Here is a 19,631-nt window from a genome sequence, read left to right as displayed (position 1 = left end):
AGCGCAGGTCAGACCAGCGGACGGGCCGTCGGCAGGATCGGGTAGGGCAGCGCCGTGTCACCGGTCAGGAACCGGTCGACGCCGCTGGCGGCGGCGCGGCCCTCGGCGATGGCCCAGACGATGAGCGACTGGCCGCGGCCCATGTCGCCGGCCACGAACACGCCGTCGACCTTGGACATGTAGGTCTTGTCGCGCGCGACATTGCCGCGGGCGTCGTAGAAGCCGTCGCCGCCCAGCTCGGCCAGGTCCCGCAGCAGCGGGCCCCGCTCCGGGCCGACGAAGCCCATGGAGAGCGTGACCAGCTCGGCCGGGATCTCCCGCTCGGTGCCGGAAATCGGCTTGAAGCCCGACTGCGGGCCCTCGACCTCCACCAGGCGCAGCGCCTTCACGTTGCCGTCGGCGTCGCCGACGAACTCCGTGGTGGAGACCGCGTACACCCGCTGCCCGCCCTGCTCGGCGAGCTCCTCGTGGGCGCTCTCCATCTTGAACAGGATCGGGAAGGTCGGCCACGGCTGCCCGGCGGCCCGGGTCTCGGGCGGCCGCGGCATGATCTCCAGCTGCGTGACGGACGCGGCGCCCTGCCGGATGGCGGTGCCGATGCAGTCGGCGCCGGTGTCGCCGCCGCCGATGACCACGACGTGCTTGCCCTCGGCGGAGATCGGGGAGACCGCGAAGTCGCCCTCCTGCACCTTGTTGGACAGCGGCAGATACTCCATCGCCTGATGGACGCCCTTGAGCTCGCGGCCCGCCACCGGCAGGTCGCGCCACGCGGTCGCGCCGCCGGACAGCACCACCGCGTCGTACTGCTCGCGCAGCTCGGCGGCGGTGACGTCGAGGCCGACGTTGACGCCGGTGCGGAACTCGGTGCCCTCGGCCCGCATCTGCGCCAGGCGGCGGTCGATGTGGCGCTTCTCCATCTTGAACTCGGGGATGCCGTAGCGCAGCAGCCCGCCGACGCGGTCGGCCCGCTCGTACACCACCACGTCGTGACCGGCGCGGGTGAGCTGCTGGGCGGCGGCCAGCCCGGCCGGGCCGGAGCCGACCACGGCCACCCGCTTGCCGGTCTTGCGCTGCGGCGGCTGCGGGGTCACCCAGCCCTCGGCGAACGCCCGGTCGATGATCTCGACCTCGACCCGCTTGATCGCCACCGGGTCGGCGTTGATGCCGAGCACGCACGCCGCCTCGCACGGAGCCGGGCAGAGCCTGCCGGTGAACTCCGGGAAGTTGTTGGTGGCGTGCAGCCGCTCGATCGCCTCGCGCCAGTCGGTGCGGTGGACGAGGTCGTTCCACTCCGGGATGAGGTTGCCCAGCGGGCAGCCGTTGTGGCAGAACGGGATGCCGCAGTCCATGCAGCGGGCCGCCTGCTTGGTCAGCTTGCCGGACGGGAAGTCCTGATAGACCTCCTGCCAGTCGCCGATGCGGACGTCGACGGGGCGGCGCGCCGGCAGCTCCCGCTCGTGCGTGAGGAACCCCTTGGGGTCAGCCATCGGTACGCCTCCCTATCCCTGAACCGCAGCCGCCATGACGGCCTCGTCGATGTCCCTGCCTTCGATGCGGGCGGCCTCCGCGGCCTCCAGGACCCGCCGGTAGTCGGTCGGCATGATCTTGCCGAACCGGGTGAGCGCGGAGTCCCAGTCGGCCAGCAGCTGCTTGGCCGCCGGGGAGCCGGTCTCGGCGAAGTGCTTCTCGACGGTCTCCTTGAGGAACTCGGCGTCCTCGCCGGTGAGCGCCTCGATGGCGACCATCTCGCGGTTGACCCGCTCGGCCTTGAGGTCGAGCAGGTAGGCGACGCCGCCGGACATGCCGGCCGCGAAGTTGCGCCCGGTGGGGCCGAGCACGACCACCCTGCCGCCGGTCATGTACTCGCAGCCGTGGTCGCCGACGCCTTCGACGACGGCGGTCGCGCCGGAGTTGCGCACGCAGAACCGCTCACCGACGACGCCACGGATGAACACTTCTCCGGACGTAGCACCATACAAGGCGACATTTCCGGAAATGATGTGACCGTCGAGCGGCGCCTCCTCGTGCGGGCGCAGCGTGACGCGACCGCCGGACAGGCCCTTGCCGAGGTAGTCGTTGGCGTCGCCGGTGAGCCGCAGCGTGATGCCGCGGGGCACGAACGCGCCGAACGAGTTGCCCGCCGAGCCGGTGAAGGAGATGTCGATCGTGTTGTCGGGCAGGCCCTCGCCGCCGTGACGCTTGGTGACCTCATAGCCCAGCATGGTGCCGACCGTGCGGTTCACGTTGCGGATGGGCAGGTCGAGCGTGACCGGGGTGCCGTCGCGGAGCGCGCCCTCGGCGAGCTGGATCAGCGTGTTGTCCAGCGCGTGGTCGAGGCCGTGGTCCTGGCCGGTGACCCGGCGCAGCGCGGTGCTCGCGGGCAGGTCGGGCCGGTGCAGGATCGGCGACAGGTCGAGCCCGCTCGCCTTCCAGTGGTCCTCGGCCGCCGTGGTGTCGAGCATCTCCACGTGCCCGATGGCCTCGTCGAGCGAGCGGAAGCCCAGCTCGGCGAGGTACTCGCGGATCTCCTCGGCGATGAACTCGAAGAAGTTGACCACGAACTCGGGCTTGCCGCTGAACCGCCTGCGCAGCTCGGGGTTCTGCGTGGCGACGCCCACCGGGCAGGTGTCGAGGTGGCAGACCCGCATCATCACGCAGCCGCTGACCACGAGGGGCGCGGTGGCGAAACCGTACTCCTCGGCGCCCAGCAGGGCGGCGATGACCACGTCGCGGCCGGTCTTGAGCTGGCCGTCGACCTGCACCACGATGCGGTCGCGCAGGTTGTTGAGCAGCAGCGTCTGCTGCGTCTCTGCCAGGCCCAGCTCCCACGGCGCGCCCGCGTGCTTGAGGCTGGTCAGCGGGGACGCGCCGGTGCCGCCGTCGTGGCCGGAGATCAGCACCACGTCGGCGTGCGCCTTCGACACCCCGGCCGCGACCGTGCCGACGCCGACCTCGGCCACCAGCTTCACGTGGACCCTGGACGCCGGGTTGGCGTTCTTCAGGTCGTGGATGAGCTGGGCGAGGTCCTCGATCGAGTAGATGTCGTGGTGCGGCGGCGGCGAGATGAGGCCGACGCCGGGTGTGGAGTGGCGCGTCTTGGCGATCCACGGGTAGACCTTGTGGCCGGGCAGCTGGCCGCCCTCGCCGGGCTTGGCGCCCTGGGCCATCTTGATCTGCAGGTCGTCGGCGTTCACCAGGTATTCGGAGGTGACGCCGAACCGGCCGGAGGCCACCTGCTTGATCGCCGACCGGCGGGCCGGGTCGTAGAGCCGCTCGGGGTCCTCGCCGCCCTCGCCGGTGTTGGACTTGCCGCCCAGCCGGTTCATCGCGATGGCGAGCGTCTCGTGCGCCTCCATCGAGATCGAGCCGTACGACATCGCGCCCGTGGAGAACCGCTTGACGATCTCCGAGACGGGCTCGACCTCCTCGATCGGGATCGGGGTGCCCGCGCGCAGCTTGAACAGGCCGCGCAGGGTCATCAGCCGCTCCGCCTGGGAGTCCACCATGCCGGTGTACTCCTTGAAGATCTCGTAGCGGCGGGTGCGGGTGGCGTGCTGCAGCTTGAAGACGGTCTCGGGGTTGAACAGGTGGGGCTCGCCCTCGCGCCGCCACTGGTACTCGCCGCCGACCTGGAGCCGGCGGTGCGCGTTCGCCGCCCTCGGGTACGCGTGCGCGTGACGCTCGGCGGCCTCTCTGGCCAGCACGTCGAAGCCGACGCCGCCGAGCCGCGAGGTGGTGCCGGTGAAGCAGGAGTCGATGACCTCCTGGCTCAGGCCGAGCGCCTCGAAGATCTGCGCGCCGGTGTAGGAGGCCACGGTCGACACGCCCATCTTGGACATGACCTTGATGACGCCCTTGCCGTACGCCTTGATCAGGTTGCGTACGGCCTTGCGCTTGTCGACCTTGAGCGTTCCGCTGTCGACCAGGTCCTCGACGGTCTCGATGGCGAGGTAGGGGTTGACCGCGCCGGCGCCGTAGCCGATGAGCAGCGCCATGTGGTGGCACTCGCGGGCCTCGCCTGTCTCGATCACCAGGCCGATCTTGGTGCGGGTCTTCTCCTGGATCAGGTGGTGGTGCACCGCGCCGGTGAGCAGCAGCGACGGGATGGGCGCGAGCGCCTCGCCGGAGCCGCGGTCGGACAGCACGATGATCCGGGCGCCGTCGGCGATGGCCTGAGAGACCTCGGCCCGGATCTCGTCGAGGCGGTGCAGCAGGGCCTCGCCGCCGCCCGCGACCTCGTAGAGGCCGGAGACGACGTGCGGGTGGAAGCCCGGCAGGTCGTGCTCGTCGTTGATGTGGATGATCTTGGCGAGCTCGTCGTTGTCGATCACCGGGTACGGCAGCACGAGCTGGCGGCACGACGTCGGCCCGGGGTCGAGCAGGTTGCCCTCGGGACCGAGCGTGCTGGCCAGGCTGGTCACCAGCTCCTCGCGGATGGCGTCCAGCGGCGGGTTCGTCACCTGCGCGAACAACTGGCTGAAGTAGTCGAACAGCAGCCTGGGCTTCTCGCTGAGCACCGCGACCGGGGTGTCGGTGCCCATGGAGCCGATCGGCTCGATGCCGGTGCGGGCCATCGGGGTGAGGATGACGCGCAGCTCCTCCTCGGTGTAGCCGAAGGTCTGCTGCCGCTTGACGAGCGCCTCGTGGCTGGGGCTGTCGACCTCGCGCGTCTCCGACACGACCCAGCGCTCGCGCGCGGGCAGCTCCTCGAACCTGACCAGCCCGGCGTGCAGCCAGTCCTCGTACGGGAGCGCGGCGGCGAGCTCGGCCTTGATCTCGTCGTCCTCGATGATCTTGCCGCGGGCGGTGTCGATGAGGAACATCCGGCCGGGCTGCAGGCGGCCCTTGCGGACCACGTCCCCGGGCTCGAAGTCGAGCACCCCCGCCTCGGAGGCGAGCACGACGAGCCCGTCGGCCGTCACCCAGAAGCGGCCGGGGCGCAGGCCGTTGCGGTCGAGCACGGCGCCGGCGAGCGTGCCGTCGGTGAACGTGATCGACGCCGGGCCGTCCCACGCCTCCATCAGGGAGGAGTGGAACTCGTAGAAGGCGCGGCGCGCGGGATCCATCTCGGTGTGGTTCTCCCACGCCTCAGGGATCATCATGAGCACCGCGTGCGGCAGGCTCCGGCCGCCGATGTGGAGCAGCTCCAGCACCTCGTCGAAGGAGGCGGTGTCGCTCGCGTCGGGGTCGCAGATCGGGAAGAGCCGTGCCAGGTCGCCCGGGATCAGGTCCGACTGGAGCATGGCCTCGCGGGCGCGCATCCAGTTGCGGTTGCCCTTGACGGTGTTGATCTCGCCGTTGTGCGCGATGTAGCGGTACGGATGCGCGAGCGGCCAGCTCGGGAACGTGTTGGTGGAGAACCGCGAGTGGACCAGCGCGATCGCGCTCTCGTAACGCTCGTCGGACAGGTCGGGGAAGAACGGCTCGACCTGCTCGGGGGTGAGCATGCCCTTGTAGACGACCGTACGCGCCGACAGGGACGGGAAGTAGACGTCCACCTCGTGCTCGGCCCGCTTGCGCAGGCAGAACGCGAGCCTGTCGAGGCCGAGCCCGGCCTCGCCGCCCGGCGAGGACACGAAGATCTGCTTGAAGTACGGCATGACCGCGCGGGCGCTCGGCCCGGGCAGCGCGCGGTCGACCGGCACGTCGCGCCACCCGAGGACGGTGAGGCCCTCCTCGGCGGCGATCTCCTCGATCATGCCGGTGGCGATGGCCCGCGCCTGCTCGTCGATGGGCAGGAACGCGATGCCGGTGGCGTACTGCCCGGCGGGGGGCAGCGGGAAGCCGGTGGTCGCGCGGTAGAAAGCGTCGGGGATCTGGGTGAGGATCCCGGCTCCGTCGCCGGTGTCCGGCTCGCTACCCTTGGCCCCCCGATGATCCAGATTGCACAGCGCCGTCAGCGCCTTGACCACGATCCCGTGCCCCCGGCGTCCTGCGACGTCGGCGACCATGGCGACACCACAGGCGTCATGCTCGTTGGCGGGGTGGTAGAGGCCCTGGGGCTCGGGGAACCCGAGGTGGGCAGCAGGCATTGCATCCCTCCCGTCGTCATCGTCTGTCTTGAACTGCTTACAGGCGGGGACGACGTTGGCCCTGCTGCATATCGTGTGTAGAGGTTACCGCACGCTGCCGGAATGGTGCCCATCGCGTCCGTTTTACGAAACATGTCGCACTTATCCGAGGTCAGCGGCTCGGATCTTGGCGCGGCGGATCGATAGGGTGGCCGTATGGAGCGTGACGGGGTGGAGCGCCTGCTCGGCGCGGCAGGGGTGGACAGCAGGCGGCTCAGGCACGCGCTGACCCTGCTCTGCGACGGCCGCTGGTGGTCCCTGGCCGACCTGGTCAGGGAGACCGCGACGTCCCGGCGCACCATCGAGGAGCTGCTACGCGAGCTGCGGACGGAGCGGGAGGGAGACCGGTTCCGGCTGCCGCCGGCGCACTGGCAGGACTTCCAGGACCTGCTGGCGCTCGCGCCGCCTCCGGAGGACCCGGTCCAGCACCTGGTCGCGCACTACGAGCCCGCGCTGGAGCGGCTGCGCGAGCTGGTGGCCAAGGCGCCGCGGCCCCGCCACGCGCTCGACCACGTGCCGGCCACGCCCGAGACGGTCCTGCGCCGGGCGCTGCTGCTCGGGGCCCGTTTCTGGCTCCCGGGCGGGCGACTGCTGTGTGTCGGCGACCACGACCTGACCTCGGTCGCGGTCAAGCTGGTGCATCCGGAGACCGACGTGACCGTGGTGGACGTCGACGACCGCATCCTGGCCTACATCGACGAGCAGCGGCTGGGGATCCACACCCGCTGGGCCGACCTGCGGCTGGGCCTGCCCGCGTCGGCCCGCGACCACGACCTGGCCGTCACCGACCCCCCGTACACCCCGGAGGGCGTCGGCCTGTTCGTGGCCCGCGCGCTGGAAGGGCTGACGGAGAACGGGCGCGTCCTGCTGGCGTACGGAGCGAGCGAGCGGACCCCGGCGCTGGCGCTGAAGGTGCAGAACGCCCTGTCGGCGTTGAACGTGGCGTTTGAAGCGATTTACCCAGATTTCAACAGATATTTTGGGGCAGAGGCGATCGGCTCCGCCGCCGACCTCTACATCCTGCGCCCCACCACCAAGACCGCCCCCGCCGTGCGCTCCCGCCTCTCCCAGCTCACCACCGCCATCTACACCCACGGCCCCCAGTCGGTCGAGTCCGCCCCGGCGCCCGCTCCCGGCCAAGCGGAGCCCCGCCCGACCCCCGCGAGCATGGCCGAGTCCGCCACCCGCCTCTCGTCCGCCGTCGAGGCCGACCTGCTGGTCGGCGACTGGCCCGCCACCCTCCCCCAGCCCCGGGTCAAGCTGGCGACCTGGCTGGGCAAACCGTACGCGGCCTCGGTGGAAAGGGTCGCGATAGCCGTCCCCCCGGGCCTGGAGGCTGCCCTCCCCCGCCTCCTGCTGGCCACCCGCGCCCCGCACGTCGAGGTCCACCTGGCGGGCCCCTTCGACATCCCCTCAGCGCTGGACCCCGTCTACAGCTTCACCGAGTCCGGCGCCATGCTCACCGCGACCCGCCGCCCCCGCCCCGAGGCCCCGCAGGCCCAGATCCTGCGCCGCATCCTCGACAGCGGCCACGCCAAACTGGCCAACACCTGGCGCGAGGCCCTCATCGCGGTAGCCGCCACCCACGACGTCACCCTCACCAAGAACGAGGCCCGCGCCCTGATCCGCGAGGCGGCCCCCTGGGCCGGCGACCTCACCCCCCTGGACGCCCCACTCCACCGCCTGACGGCCCTCCCCTCAGCCATCGCCGCCACCCTCCACTCCCTCCCCGACGACGGGAACAGCGGCGTTTCGAATCCCTACGGTGGGAACAGCGGGCCGTAAGGCACGCATGACGGCGCCTCACCCGGGGGGTTCCCCAAAGGGTTTGAAGCTTTTCACGCACTACGGCCGGTCACGCACAGCCCGAGAGAAACCCCGCTCACGTGGCGTCGAGGACGCGCGACTGGACGACGGCGCTCAGCCCGTCGAGGGCGATCAGAGGCTGCACGAGATCGCCCTCCGCGGCGCCCTCCAGGACACCCGCCCAGCTGACCGTCACGTAGTGCCCCAGCGCGCGGACCTCGGCACGGCTGCGGGCCGGGTCGAACGGGAGCGCCTGCCGGACGAACCCGTCCGTGCGCAGGGCGGACACCAGCGCGTCGGCGGCCCGCCCGTCCGGGAGGTTGAAGATGACGAACTGCCCCGCCATCCCCTCCCCCCGGTACGTGGCACGCAGCGCCTGCGTGCACCCGTCGGCCTCGACCCCCCACAGCGCGTCCGCGCAGTCGTCGAGCTCCTCGACGGCCTCGCGCCGCAGCGCTCCGAGGGTCTGCGTGGCGCCGGTGAAGACCTCGGCCGCCGTCAGCGGACGGGTGTCGGCCTGGCGGGTGTCGACGAGCGCGTACAGGGCGGACGTGGGCTGGGTGCGCAGCGCGGCGGGCCGGGGCGCGTCCCGTCCCAGCCACAGCCACGCGCCCGCCGCGACGACGGCGAGCGCGGCCGACACCAGCGCGATGACGAGTCGGACCGGCATCTAGTCCCCCTGTGACGCCAACAACCTGCCGCTGCGGACGAGCGGCCTCCTCGGTAACCGGACGAGCGCGTGGGAGCGTACACCATCAGGACCCCGGCCCGGTGATCGCCACGACGCGCTGGTAGACGGGCTTCTCGGCGCCGCGCAGGGTCAGGGCCAGCGACACGTAGTCGTCCTTGGCCGTGGGCTCGGCGCCGTCGGCCCGGCCGATCCACACCAGCCCGACGTAGTGGCCGAGGGCGTAGCCGCCCGCCTCGGTGTAGCCGCTGCCGGGGAAGGCGGCCTTGGCGCTCTCCAGGGGGAGCGTCCAGCCTCCCCGGTAGAGGGTCTTGAGCGACTCGACCAGCTCGGCCGCCGCCTGCCCGTCGCGCAGGTTGAGCAGGGTGTACTGGCCGACGTAGCGGCCGTCGGCGCTGGTGTAGAGGCCGCGGGCGGCCTGGCTGCACTCGGCGGCGGACACCTGCTCGATCAGCGCCTCCCCCCACAGGGCGGCCGAGCAGTCGGCCTCGATCTTGCTGGCGACCAGCCGGAGCCTGAGCTTCTTCTCCCCGGTGAGCGTCTTCTGGGCGAAGACCTCCTTCGCGGTGAGCGGCTTGGCGTCCTCGGCGCGGTCGGAGATCGGCTCGAACAGCTTGGGCGAGGCCCACCCGTGGAAGGTCTGCGGCAGCGCGGAGCTCGTCTGCGCGATGGCGGCGCCGGTCCGGCTCTCGGGCGTGTAGGAGCCGAGTGAGGCCACCACGACGACGAGCGCGACCGCCGCGGCGAGGACGGCGATCGACGAGGTGACGATGACGAGGAGCTTCTGCCGCTCGGGCCGGACCCCCCAGTCGGTGAGGAACGGGAACTGCCAGTCGGACCGGGGCGGCCGGGTCCGGCGGCGCCTGCGGCTGCGCTGCGGGCCGGTCACAGCGTCGCGCCTTCGATCGCGTGGCCGAGGGCGAACGTCAGCGCGGCGGCGACGCTGCCGACGACGAGCTGCCGCAACCCGGAGTACCACCAGCTGCGGGCCGTCACAGCGGACACGATCGCGCCCGCGCCGAACAGGGCCAGGCACGACACCACCGCCGACACCCACAGCTCCACGGCGCCGAACAGGTAGGGCAGCAGCGGCAGGGCTGCTCCCAGCCCGAACGACAGGAACGACGAGACGGCCGCCACCTTGGGCTTGGGCAGGTCACGGGGAGTCATGCCCAGCTCGTTGCGGGTGTGGAGCTCCAGCGCCTGCTCGGGGTCGCGGGAGAGCTGCCTGGCCACCTCGGCGGCGAGCGCGGGATCGACGCCCCGGTCGGTGAAGGACCGGGCCAGCTCCTCCAGCTCCTCGTCGGGGTGGTGGGCGAGCTCGCGCGCCTCCACCTTGATCTCCCGCAGGGCCAGCTCCCGCTGGCTGGCGACCGAGACGTACTCGCCGCCCGCCATGGAGAACGCGCCCGCCGCCAGCCCGGCGACGCCCGCGAGCGCGATGATCCCGGGATCGCCGGTGCCGCCCGCGACCCCGGCGATGAGCGCGAAGTTGGACACCAGGCCGTCCATGGCGCCGAACACGGACGGCCGCAGCCAGCCGCCGGCGACGTCGCGGTGCTGGTGGTGAGCCTCCGCGCGCTCGCTCATCGGCTGTTCTTCTCCTCGGGTACGGCTTCGGAGTCCTGCCCGGGAACCCGGTCCGCGCCGGAGGCCTCCTCGGTGGCGGGGTCGTCGTCGGGGTCGGCCTGATCGGGCCGGTGCGCCGGATCGGCGTCGTCGTCCGCAGTGGAGTCGGCAGTGGAGTCGGCAGTGGAGTCGGCAGCGGCGTCCGGCCGCGCGACGACGACCTCCTCGGAGGTCTTGTTCCTGGTGACCCAGAAGTAGACGAGGGCGCCGACGAACAGCGCGATGGCGGTGAACTGGTTGATGCGCAGGCCGAGGAACTCGACGGCGTGGTCGACGCCGCCGACGGGGTCGATGCGCAGCCCTTCGATCCAGAACCTGCCCAGCGTGTAACCGGCCACGTAGAGGGCGAACAGCCGCCCGTGGCGCAGCGAGAACCGCTTGCCCGCGTAGATCAGGGCGAAGCCGAGCGCGACGTTCCACAGCGACTCGTACAGGAACGTCGGGTGGTAGAGCACGCCGGGCTCGCCGCCGTGCTGCATGTCGATCTCCAGGCCCCACGGCAGCGTCGTCGGCGAGCCGTACAGCTCCTGGTTGAACCAGTTGCCCCAGCGGCCGATCGCCTGGGCGAAGGCGATGCCGGGCGCGACCGTGTCGGCGACGGCGCTCAGCGACAGGCCGCGCCGGCGGCACGCCAGCCAGACGCCGACGGCGCCCAGCGCGACCGCGCCCCAGATGCCGAGCCCGCCCTCCCAGATGAACAGGGCCTGGATGGGCTCCTTGATCGCGCGGCTGCCGAAGTAGGTCTGCCAGTCGGTGATGACGTGGTAGAGGCGGCCGCCGATCAGGCCGAAGATCACCGCCGGCACGGCGATGTCGATGATCGTGCCCTTCTCGCCGCCGCGAGCGCGCCAGCGGCGCTCGCCCAGCCAGACGGCGACGACCACGCCGAGCACGATGCAGAGCGCGTAGGCCCTGATCGGGATGATTCCGAGATACCAGACCCCCTGGGAGGGGCTGGGAATCGAGGCTAGGAGCATGTCAGGTGAGGGTAGCGGACGCCGCGCTACTTGGCGGCCTCGGTGACGGTTTCGCGCAGCTCCTGAGGCGAGAACGCGACACTGCTGTCGAGCTCGGTGCCGTTGAGCTTCACCGTCGGGGTGCCCTGGATCTTCTGCTCGTCGCCGATCTTCTTGCTGTAGTCGAGCTGGGCCTTGGCGTAGGTCTGGGACGTGACGCAGGTCTCGAAGGCGGGGTCGGTGATGCCGGCGTCCTTGCCCCACCCGACCATCTCGTCGAGTTTGAAGCCCTCACCGACCTCGCTGGGCTGGTGCTCGAAGAGCGTGTCGTGGAAGGCCATCCACTGCGGGCCGTCGGGCACGCAGCGGGAGGCGGCCCCGGCCCGCACCGAGTTGGACTTGGTCGGCTCCTGGGAGAAGATCGTGATCGGGTGGTAGACGACCTTGGCCAGGCCCTCGGCGGCGAGGTTCTTGAACGTGGCGCCGCTGACCCGCTCCAGCTCGCGGCAGGCGGGACACTGGAAGTCCTCGTAGATGTCGATCACCGGCTGGGTCACGCCCTCCTTGGCCATCACCACGGCGCCCTCGGCGTTCACGGTGATCGGCGCCAGCGCCTCGCCGGCCTGCTCGGACTGCGACGTGCTGGCCGCGTACCACCACCCGGCGCCGACGGCGGCCAGCGCGACCACGCCGGCCGTCACGTAGGTGACGAGCTTCTTGCGCCGCTCCCGCACGCGGTCGGCTGCGCGCTGCTGCTCGATCTTCTCACGCGCCGACTTCGCCCGGTCGCCCTTGCCCATCGCCGTTCTCCTCTTCTCCGATCGGATGCTCCAGCCCCGCCAGGCCCAGCGGCCGGTCGAGCGCGACGCGCCCGGGCGGGAATCGCACGATCCAGACGCCCAGCAGCACGAAGCCGAAGTCGCGCAGGATGTCGATGAGGTACGTCGGCTCCTGCCCGGCCCCGAGCTGACCGCCGCCGCCGAAGCAGCCGCAGTCGATGCGCAGCCCGTGGGCCCACGCCCAGGCTATGCCGAAGACGAAGGCCAGCATGAGCAGCGCGGCGACCACGGCGGCCACCCTGGTCATGAGCCCGATGATCAGCAACACGCCGACCACGATCTCCACGATCGGCAGGCCGTAGCCGACCGTCGTGGCCACCGCGTCGGGCAGCAGCTCGTACGCTCTGACCGCCACGACCGACTCGGACGGGTTGCCTATCTTGAGCCCACCGGCCACGATCAGCACCCCGCCGAGGACCAGCCGGGCGGCGGTCGTCACCCAGGGTATCGCTGATCTGGCGTTGCGTGACGCCTCCGACGCGTTCACGGGCCATCTCCTCTTCCGCTGTGTACCGGGAAAGCGCACAGTACCTTGGATCTATCTGATCACGCTGCCGATAAGACTCGGCTAAGCGCCGATTGCCGCAGGTCGCACGGGACAAGGCGCGTGACAAGGCGAAGCCCCCGGGAGCTCCCGGGGGGCTCGCGGGCCGGGTCAGCCGCGGGCGCGGACTCCCTCGGCCATGTCACGGGCCAGCTTCTGGATCGAGGCGCGGCCCGCGGCCTCGTCGGGCGCGTCCAGGAGGCGGCGGATGAAGGCGGAGCCGACGATGACGCCGTCGGCGTAGCGGGCGACCTCGGCCGCCTGCGCGCCGGTGCCGACGCCGAGGCCGACGCACACGGGCAGGTCGGTGTGGGCGCGGGTGCGCTCCACCAGACCCTCGGCGGCGACGTTGACCGACTCCCTGGCGCCCGTGACGCCCATGAGCGAGGCGGCGTAGACGAACCCGGTGCAGCAGGCGGCGACCGCCGCGATGCGCTCGTCGGTCGAGCTGGGCGCGACCAGGAACACGGTGTCGATGCCTGCGTCGGCGGACGCCTCGCGCCACGGCCCAGACTCCTCGGGGGTCAGGTCGGGCGTGATGGTGCCGACGCCGCCGGCGTTGGCCAGGTCGCGGGCGAACCGGTCGGCGCCGTAGCGGTCGATCGGGTTCCAGTACGTCATCACGAGCGTGGCCGCGCCGGTGGCCGCCACGCCCTCGACGGTGCGCAGGACGTCGGCGATGCGGGTGCCGTTGACCAGGGCGCGGTGCACCGCGTCCTGGATGGTCGGACCGTCCATCAGCGGGTCGGAGTAGGGCAGGCCGATCTCGATGACGTCGCAGCCGGCCTCGACCAGGGCCGCGGCGGCGGCGACGGCGCCGTCCTTGGTCGGGAAGCCCGCGGGCAGGTAGGCGACGAGGGCGGCCCTGTTGTCCGCCTTGGCCTTGGCGAACACCGTCTGAAGAGTCGTCATTGGTGGTCCTGGTCGTCAGAGGTTGAAGTACTTCATGGCCGTGCCCATGTCCTTGTCGCCGCGCCCCGAGAGGTTGACCAGGATGGTCGCCTCGGGGCCCAGCTCCCGGCCGAGCTCCAGCGCGCCCGCGAGGGCGTGGGAGGACTCGATGGCCGGGATGATGCCCTCGGTCCTGGCCAGCAGCGAGAACGCCGCCATGGCCGCGTCGTCGGTGACGCCGTGGTAGGTGGCCCGGCCGCTGTCCTTGAGCCAGGCGTGCTCGGGGCCCACGCCCGGATAGTCGAGGCCGGCCGAGATCGAGTGGGACTCGATCGTCTGCCCCTCCTCGTCCTGCAGCACGTAGGTGCGCGAGCCGTGGAGCACGCCGACCGTGCCGGCGGTGAGGGTCAGGGCGTGCTCGCCGCTGTCGAGACCCCGGCCCGCGGCCTCGTAGCCGTGGAGCTGGACGCCCTCGTCGCCGACGAAGGCGTGGAAGATGCCGATGGCGTTGCTGCCGCCGCCGACGGCGGCGCACACCGCGGTCGGCAGCGCGCCGGTCAGCTCCAGCATCTGGCGGCGGGCCTCGACGCCGATGATGCGGGCGAAGTCGCGCACGATCTCCGGGAACGGGTGCGGGCCCGCGACGGTGCCGAACAGGTAGTGGGTGGTGTCGACGTTGGTGACCCAGTCGCGGAACGCCTCGTTGATGGCGTCCTTGAGCGTCTTGGAGCCGTTGTGGACCGGGACGACGGTGGCGCCGAGCAGCTTCATCCTGGCGACGTTGAGCGCCTGGCGCTCGCAGTCGACCGCGCCCATGTAGATCACGCACTCGAGGCCGAGGAGCGCGGCGGCGGTGGCGGTGGCCACGCCGTGCTGGCCCGCTCCGGTCTCGGCGATCACGCGCTTCTTGCCGAGGCGCTTGGTGAGCAGGGCCTGGCCCAGAACGTTGTTGATCTTGTGGGCGCCGGTGTGGGTGAGGTCCTCGCGCTTGAGTATGACCCGCGCGCCGCCGGCCTGCTCGCTGAAGCGCCGCACGTCGGTGAGCGTGGTGGGCCGGCCCGCGTACGTGCGCAGCAGGTGGTCGAACTCGCGCAGGAACCGCGCGTCGGCGCGCGCCTCGGCGTAGGTGCGGGCGACCTCGTCGAGCGCCGGGATGAGCGCCTCGGGCACGAACCGGCCGCCGAAGATGCCGAACTTGCCGTGCACATCGGGATCGTCGCCGTGGACGCCGTTGCCGGCGAGATCGGCGGCGGTAAGGATCGTGCCTTCGTTTGCCACTGCTATCCCTCTGCTCCGTGATCCGGGCGTGTCGCCGGGTGGGCGCCTGCGGTCACCAGCGCCTCCACGGCCTTGCGCGGGTCCTTGCCGGTGACCAGGCTCTCTCCCACCAGCACCGCGTCGGCGCCCCATCTGGCGTAGGCGAGCAGGTCGTGCGGGCCCCGCACACCCGACTCTGCGATCTTGATGACATTATCGGGGATCTTCGGCCCCAACTTGCTGAAGACGTCGCGGTCGACTTCGAGAGTTTTGAGATTGCGGGCGTTGACCCCGATGACGCGGGCGCCGGCCGAGACGGCCCGGTCGAGCTCCTCCTCGGTGTGGACCTCGACGAGCGGGGTGAGCCCGATGGACTCGGCGCGCTCGATCAGCGACACCAGCGCCTCCTGCTCCAGGCAGACGACCATGAGCAGCGCCAGGTCGGCGCCGTGGGCCCGGGCCTCCCAGAGCTGGTAGGAGGTGAGGATGAAGTCCTTGCGCAGGATGGGGATGTCGACCCGGGCGCGCACGGCGGCCAGGTCGTCGAGGCTGCCGCTGAACTTGTGCCGCTCGGTCAGCACGCTGATCACGTGGGCGCCGCCCGCCTCGTAGTCGGCCGCCAGCGCCGCCGGGTCGGCGATCGCGGCCAGCGCCCCCTTGGACGGGCTGGAACGCTTCACCTCGGCGATCACCGAGACCCGGTCGCCGCCCAGCGCGGCGAGCGCGTCGCGGGGGGCCGGCGCCCGCTCGGCGCGCTGCTTGAGCTCGCCGAGTGACACGGTCTGCTGGCGTGCGGCGAGATCGGCACGCACCCCGTCGAGGATGTCGTCGAGGACACTAGGTCCTTCCGTCCGCTCACTCACGCGCTTAGGGTCCCTCCGGTCGGCAGTGGGGGTGGAGACCGGTAGTTCGCAAGGCGTCCGCTCCCGGCCCCGTACTCTGCGATGGTATCGGCCCCGGCGAGGTCGGCTCGCCACAGGGGGGTTGACTAGGGAGCCAGGAACACCCCGAATGGGAGATTGCGGACGACCCAATAAAGAATCACTATTGCCAGGAACGTCCACAGGTAAGCGGGGTGGGCGAGCGTGGTGCGCCGCGGTCTGCCGCGCCACGCGTTCACCATCCACCGTCCCCACCAGAACAGCAGGAAGGGGACCATCGCCAGGGCCAGCGGGTTCAGGCCGAGCGCCGTCACCGGGTCGAGATGGGCGAGTGCGTGGATGGTGCGCAGCGTGCCGCATCCGGGGCAGTAGAGGCCCGTCGCCCACAGGAAGGGGCAGGTCGGGTAGTTGCCCGGCTGGTTGGGGTCGATCGTGCCGACGACCGCGAAGACGGCGCCGGCGGCCGCGGCCACACCGAGCGGCGCGAGCACTGCCTTGAGCCGGTCAGCGCCGCGCCGATCGAGGTTCGCGTCGGTCATGGTTATTTAGTACGTGCCATAGGTGGTCGTGACGCTCGCGGCGATGATCATGAAGAAGACGATGTAGCCCACGATGATGAGGGCGTACATCGCGATGCCCGCGATCAGCGACCGCTTCCACCAGGTCTTGGCCTCCTCGGACGCGGCCATGGCACCCTGCATGTCGCCGATCTGCCACTTCTGGTTGACCTGCGTCGACTTGACGATCGAGACGATGCCCAGGGGCAGGCAGCAGAACAGGGTCGTCAGGATGGCGGCGACCAGGTGGTTGTCCGGCGGGGTGCCGTATCCGCCGGGCTGCTGGCCGTAGCCGGGAGGCGGGCCGCCGTAGCCGCCGCCGCTCGGCGGCTGCTCGCCGTAACCGCCGTAACCGCCACCGCTCGGGGGCTGCTGACCATAGCCACCGCCGCTCGGGGGCTGCTGGCCGTAGCCGCCACCGCTGGGCGGCTGCTGACCGTAACCACCGCCGCTGGGCGGCTGCTGACCGTAGCCGCCACCGCTCGGGGGCTGCTGACCGTAACCGCCACCGGGCGGCTGGGCGCCATATCCGCCGTCGCCCTGGTTTCCGTAACTCATGTCCCTTTAACTCCTCATATCGTTAGTTCGTGGTGAGGTGCGCGCGGCAGCCTAGCGACAAACCATGGGCGACATGCAATAACGTTCAGCTTGCGGACAACTTGTAATCCGCCTGCAAAACTTCAGTAACCGGCCGACGCGGTCGCGGCGGGACCGGGCAGCGTCACCATCATGCCGCCGGCGGCCTGGGCGGACAGGCCCGGAGAGACATCCGTACGTGAACGAACTCAGCGCGATTCGGTGGGGTCGTCCCCGCGGTCGAGCGCGTCCCACAGGGCCCTGTCACCGTCGGCCTGGGGCCGGGGGCGGTCGGCCGCTCGCTCGTACCGGTCGGACATGCCGGCCCACCTGCCGCCGCGGATGACGGCGAGGACCCCGCCGGCGAGCATCAGCAGCGCGCCCAGCCCGGCGGCGGCGAGCCACGCTGTCACGACGTCCCACTCCAGCGGGCCCGCCGCGCTGAGCACGTTGTGCTCGCGCAGCCAGGTCTCGATCCCGGCCCGGCCGGTGGCGCCCCACGCCGCGGCCGCCGCCCCGATGCCGCACAGCGCCAGCAGGGCGCCGACGACGCGCCGTCCGGCGCCCTTGGTGGCCAGCACGGCGACGACCCCGGCCAGCCCCGCCAGGGCGAGCGGGGTCAGCACCGGGCTCAGGTCGCCGCCGGTGGGGACCGTCAGCTCGCCGCTCGCCCGTACGCCGTCCACCCAAGGGCGGCCCGCGGCGAGCAGCACCAGGAGGCAGCCCGCGGCCGTGAGCGCCACCCACAGCCACAGCTCCCGCCGGCCCGCGCCCTGCCCGGAGCCCATCTACCGCTCCGCGGGCGCGGCGGCGGCGCCCTGGACGGCCTGCAGCCGGTCGGCGTCGAAGCAGGTGCGGTCGCCGGTGTGGCATGCCGCGCCGACCTGGTCGACCCGGACCAGCAAGGTGTCGCCGTCGCAGTCGAGCGCGACCTCTCGCACGTACTGGACGTGACCGGACGTGTCGCCCTTGACCCAGTATTCCTGGCGGCTGCGGGACCAGTACGTGGCCCTGCCGGTGGTGAGCGTGCGATGCAGCGCCTCGTCGTCCATCCAGGCGAGCATGAGCACCTCACCGGTGTCGTGCTGCTGGACGATCGCGGGCACCAGCCCGTCGCCGTCGCGCTTCAGTCTCGCGGCGATCTCGGGATCAAGCGGCATGCCGCCATTCAACCAGCCCCGCGGCGCGCTCCCGCACTCCCCCGTGCCGTGCGCCCTCCCCGTGATCTCCAGGACGCGCGCGAAGGTCAGTCGAGGGCCTGGGAAAGGGTGTCGTAGATGGGGAAGAGCGGGGCCAGGTTGGTGCGGCGGAGCCGGCGCAGGACCTGGCCGTCCGGTGCGACCAGCGCCATGGTGCCGTCGCGTTCGCGCAGGGCGGCGAGCTGGCGCACCAGCACGCCCAGGCCCGTGGTGTCGATGAAGGTCAGCCTGCTGAGGTCGACGACCAGGCGCGGGCCGTGCGCCCGCACCGCCTCGGCGAGGCACGTGCGCACCTCCGACACGTTGTCCGCGTCGACCTCGCCGGCCAGGCTGACCACGGTCCGCTCGCCGTGTTTCCGGCGAGTCATCTGCAGCAGTTCCAACGCCATGCTCCTCACGCCCTGTGACAAGGCGGCCCGCGTCGAAGCTACACCTTTCCTTGGTCCGTCACTGACTGTTTTACGGAGAACGCACTGCGTGATATCGCTCCGACCGGTATCTTCGAGACCACGCCGATAGGGAGCGCATCGTGGTCCGTGTCACCGGCTCCGCCCTCGACCCAGACCTGGGCGATCACGTATGCCTGCCGTTCCTCGGCGACCGGGAGCGGCGGGCCGCGACCCGGCTGTTCACGCTCAACGGGCTGCGCCGCCGCACCAAGGTGCTGATCATCACGCACGCCGACTCCCCCGACCGCACGCGGGCGTGGCTGACGCCGCTGGTGCCGGGGTTCCGCGAGGCGGAGTCGGCCGGGCGGATCGAGATCGCCGGCACGCGTCTGACCGGCGGCCGGCCGGATCCCTGCCGGGCGCTCGACCGGCTGGAGGCCGCCGGGGAGCGGGCTCTCGCCCAGGGCTACCGGGGGCTGTACGCGCTGGTCGACGCCTCGTGGGGGGTGCACGACCCGCCGGGGCAGGTGGCGTCCGAGTCGGCGGTGAACGCGCTGTTCGGGCAGTGCGGGCTGGCGGCCGTCTGCCAGTACGACCGGGCGCTGTTTCCGTGTGAGGCGCTCGACAGGGTGACGGGCGTGCACCCGATCTCGCCGGACCAAGCGCTGCTGCGGTACGCCGCCACGTCGTCGCCGCCGGGGCTGCGGCTGCGGGGCGACGTCGACCTGACGAACCGCCAGGCGTTCGCCTCGATCCTGGCGCCGCTGCGGGCGGAGCGGGACGAGGTCGTGATCGACGCCACGGAGCTGGACTTCATCGACGCGGGCTCGGCGCAGCTGCTGGTGGCGATGGCCCTGGCCAGGCGGCCGGGGCGGACGGTGGTGGCGTGCGGCAGCCCGCTGGCGCGGCTGCTGCGCCTGCTGAAGGCGGGCGACGCCCTCGGCGTGCGCCCGGCCGGTGATGTGTAGGCAGATACTCTCGCAGACTTTCGCGCGCGGCCGGATCACGCTGCTGCGCAAGATGGTCACGGCCCGCGCCGCCCAGGAGGGGCTGGCGGGCCGGCGGCTGGAGGACTTCGTGGTGGCGGTCAACGAGGTGACCACGAACGCGGTCCTGCACGGCGGGGGCGGCGGGCGGCTGCGCCTGTGGTGGCAGCACGGGCGGCTGTGGTGCGAGGTCGCCGACGACGGCCCCGGCCTGCCGCCGGGCTGGTCCACCGCCTCGCCCCCGCCCGCCGCGTTCGAGGCGGGCGGGCGGGGCCTGTGGCTCACGCGGCTCCTGTGCGAGCAGCTCACGATCGTCTCGGGTCCCGGCGGGACGACGGTGACCTTCGCGGCGTCGTGAGCCG

Annotated in this window: 19 protein-coding genes; 3 read left to right on the top strand and 16 right to left on the bottom strand. The window is 71.7% G+C overall.

What is annotated here, in order from left to right; genetic code table 11:
• Positions 1 to 8 precede the first annotated feature (8 nt).
• Positions 9 to 1,487: a glutamate synthase subunit beta gene (locus AB0K05_RS06770; RefSeq protein WP_345483074.1), complete on the bottom strand. Its 1,479-nt coding sequence runs from the start codon at positions 1,485 to 1,487 to the stop codon at positions 9 to 11.
• A gap of 12 nt (positions 1,488 to 1,499) precedes the next feature.
• The gene (gene gltB, locus AB0K05_RS06765) at positions 1,500 to 6,032 is read right to left on the bottom strand and encodes a glutamate synthase large subunit (RefSeq protein ID WP_364227282.1); all 4,533 of its coding nucleotides are present in this window, start codon (positions 6,030 to 6,032) and stop codon (positions 1,500 to 1,502) included.
• 195 nt (positions 6,033 to 6,227) lie between these two features.
• Here gltB and AB0K05_RS06760 point away from each other — a divergent pair, with 195 nt between their 5' ends.
• A complete protein-coding gene (locus AB0K05_RS06760; RefSeq protein ID WP_271278718.1) occupies positions 6,228 to 7,856 on the top strand; it encodes a bis-aminopropyl spermidine synthase family protein in 1,629 nt (542 codons plus the stop codon).
• A gap of 97 nt (positions 7,857 to 7,953) precedes the next feature.
• Here the strand turns inward: AB0K05_RS06760 and AB0K05_RS06755 are convergent, their stop codons facing one another.
• From AB0K05_RS06755 to AB0K05_RS06690, 14 genes are all read right to left on the bottom strand, one after another.
• The gene (locus tag AB0K05_RS06755; RefSeq protein ID WP_148032622.1) at positions 7,954 to 8,547 is read right to left on the bottom strand and encodes a hypothetical protein; all 594 of its coding nucleotides are present in this window, start codon (positions 8,545 to 8,547) and stop codon (positions 7,954 to 7,956) included.
• An 85-nt stretch (positions 8,548 to 8,632) separates the two neighbouring features.
• Positions 8,633 to 9,454 (bottom strand): hypothetical protein, encoded by an 822-nt coding sequence (locus AB0K05_RS06750; protein ID WP_364227278.1) that lies wholly within the window; start codon positions 9,452 to 9,454, stop codon positions 8,633 to 8,635.
• Positions 9,451 to 10,155 (bottom strand): VIT1/CCC1 transporter family protein, encoded by a 705-nt coding sequence (locus AB0K05_RS06745; protein ID WP_219543447.1) that lies wholly within the window; start codon positions 10,153 to 10,155, stop codon positions 9,451 to 9,453. The genes AB0K05_RS06750 and AB0K05_RS06745 overlap by 4 nt, the downstream gene beginning before the upstream one ends.
• Positions 10,152 to 11,171 carry a prolipoprotein diacylglyceryl transferase gene (gene lgt / locus AB0K05_RS06740; protein ID WP_271278719.1) on the bottom strand — a complete coding sequence of 340 codons (1,020 nt, stop codon included), beginning with the start codon at positions 11,169 to 11,171 and terminating at the stop codon, positions 10,152 to 10,154. The genes AB0K05_RS06745 and lgt overlap by 4 nt, the downstream gene beginning before the upstream one ends.
• A 26-nt stretch (positions 11,172 to 11,197) precedes the next feature.
• Positions 11,198 to 11,950 carry a thioredoxin domain-containing protein gene (locus tag AB0K05_RS06735; RefSeq protein ID WP_271278720.1) on the bottom strand — a complete coding sequence of 251 codons (753 nt, stop codon included), beginning with the start codon at positions 11,948 to 11,950 and terminating at the stop codon, positions 11,198 to 11,200.
• A complete protein-coding gene (locus AB0K05_RS06730) occupies positions 11,916 to 12,476 on the bottom strand; it encodes a MauE/DoxX family redox-associated membrane protein (RefSeq protein ID WP_261808664.1) in 561 nt (186 codons plus the stop codon). The genes AB0K05_RS06735 and AB0K05_RS06730 overlap by 35 nt, the downstream gene beginning before the upstream one ends.
• A 168-nt stretch (positions 12,477 to 12,644) precedes the next feature.
• A complete protein-coding gene (gene trpA / locus AB0K05_RS06725; RefSeq protein ID WP_148032627.1) occupies positions 12,645 to 13,445 on the bottom strand; it encodes a tryptophan synthase subunit alpha in 801 nt (266 codons plus the stop codon).
• A 15-nt stretch (positions 13,446 to 13,460) separates the two neighbouring features.
• Entirely contained in the window at positions 13,461 to 14,684 is a 1,224-nt protein-coding gene (gene trpB / locus AB0K05_RS06720; RefSeq protein ID WP_148034733.1) for a tryptophan synthase subunit beta, read from the bottom strand.
• A 20-nt stretch (positions 14,685 to 14,704) separates the two neighbouring features.
• On the bottom strand, positions 14,705 to 15,544 hold the full coding sequence (gene trpC, locus AB0K05_RS06715) for an indole-3-glycerol phosphate synthase TrpC (RefSeq protein ID WP_364227273.1): 840 nt from the start codon (positions 15,542 to 15,544) through the stop codon (positions 14,705 to 14,707).
• 125 nt (positions 15,545 to 15,669) lie between these two features.
• The gene (locus AB0K05_RS06710) at positions 15,670 to 16,101 is read right to left on the bottom strand and encodes a DUF2752 domain-containing protein (protein WP_364227270.1); all 432 of its coding nucleotides are present in this window, start codon (positions 16,099 to 16,101) and stop codon (positions 15,670 to 15,672) included.
• 6 nt (positions 16,102 to 16,107) lie between these two features.
• Positions 16,108 to 16,677: a CD225/dispanin family protein gene (locus tag AB0K05_RS06705; protein WP_148032630.1), complete on the bottom strand. Its 570-nt coding sequence runs from the start codon at positions 16,675 to 16,677 to the stop codon at positions 16,108 to 16,110.
• A 227-nt stretch (positions 16,678 to 16,904) separates the two neighbouring features.
• Positions 16,905 to 17,483, bottom strand: coding sequence for a Trp biosynthesis-associated membrane protein (locus tag AB0K05_RS06700; RefSeq protein WP_364227266.1), 579 nt, complete (start codon positions 17,481 to 17,483; stop codon positions 16,905 to 16,907).
• Complete coding sequence (gene hisI / locus AB0K05_RS06695; RefSeq protein WP_219543443.1) at positions 17,484 to 17,855, bottom strand: phosphoribosyl-AMP cyclohydrolase; 372 nt, start codon at positions 17,853 to 17,855, stop codon at positions 17,484 to 17,486. It lies immediately after the preceding gene.
• Between the two features lie 86 nt (positions 17,856 to 17,941).
• A complete protein-coding gene (locus AB0K05_RS06690) occupies positions 17,942 to 18,283 on the bottom strand; it encodes an STAS domain-containing protein (RefSeq protein WP_148032633.1) in 342 nt (113 codons plus the stop codon).
• A gap of 140 nt (positions 18,284 to 18,423) precedes the next feature.
• Here AB0K05_RS06690 and AB0K05_RS06685 point away from each other — a divergent pair, with 140 nt between their 5' ends.
• Complete coding sequence (locus AB0K05_RS06685; RefSeq protein WP_364227262.1) at positions 18,424 to 19,251, top strand: MEDS domain-containing protein; 828 nt, start codon at positions 18,424 to 18,426, stop codon at positions 19,249 to 19,251.
• Positions 19,244 to 19,627 (top strand): ATP-binding protein, encoded by a 384-nt coding sequence (locus AB0K05_RS06680; RefSeq protein WP_148032635.1) that lies wholly within the window; start codon positions 19,244 to 19,246, stop codon positions 19,625 to 19,627. The genes AB0K05_RS06685 and AB0K05_RS06680 overlap by 8 nt, the downstream gene beginning before the upstream one ends.
• Positions 19,628 to 19,631: the final 4 nt, after the last annotated feature.

The sequence above is a fragment of the Nonomuraea sp. NPDC049486 genome (genome assembly GCF_040676925.1).
GTDB lineage: Bacteria > Actinomycetota > Actinomycetes > Streptosporangiales > Streptosporangiaceae > Nonomuraea > Nonomuraea ferruginea.
Note: the sequence above shows the minus strand (reverse complement) of the source record. Positions and strands in the feature narration are given on the sequence as shown.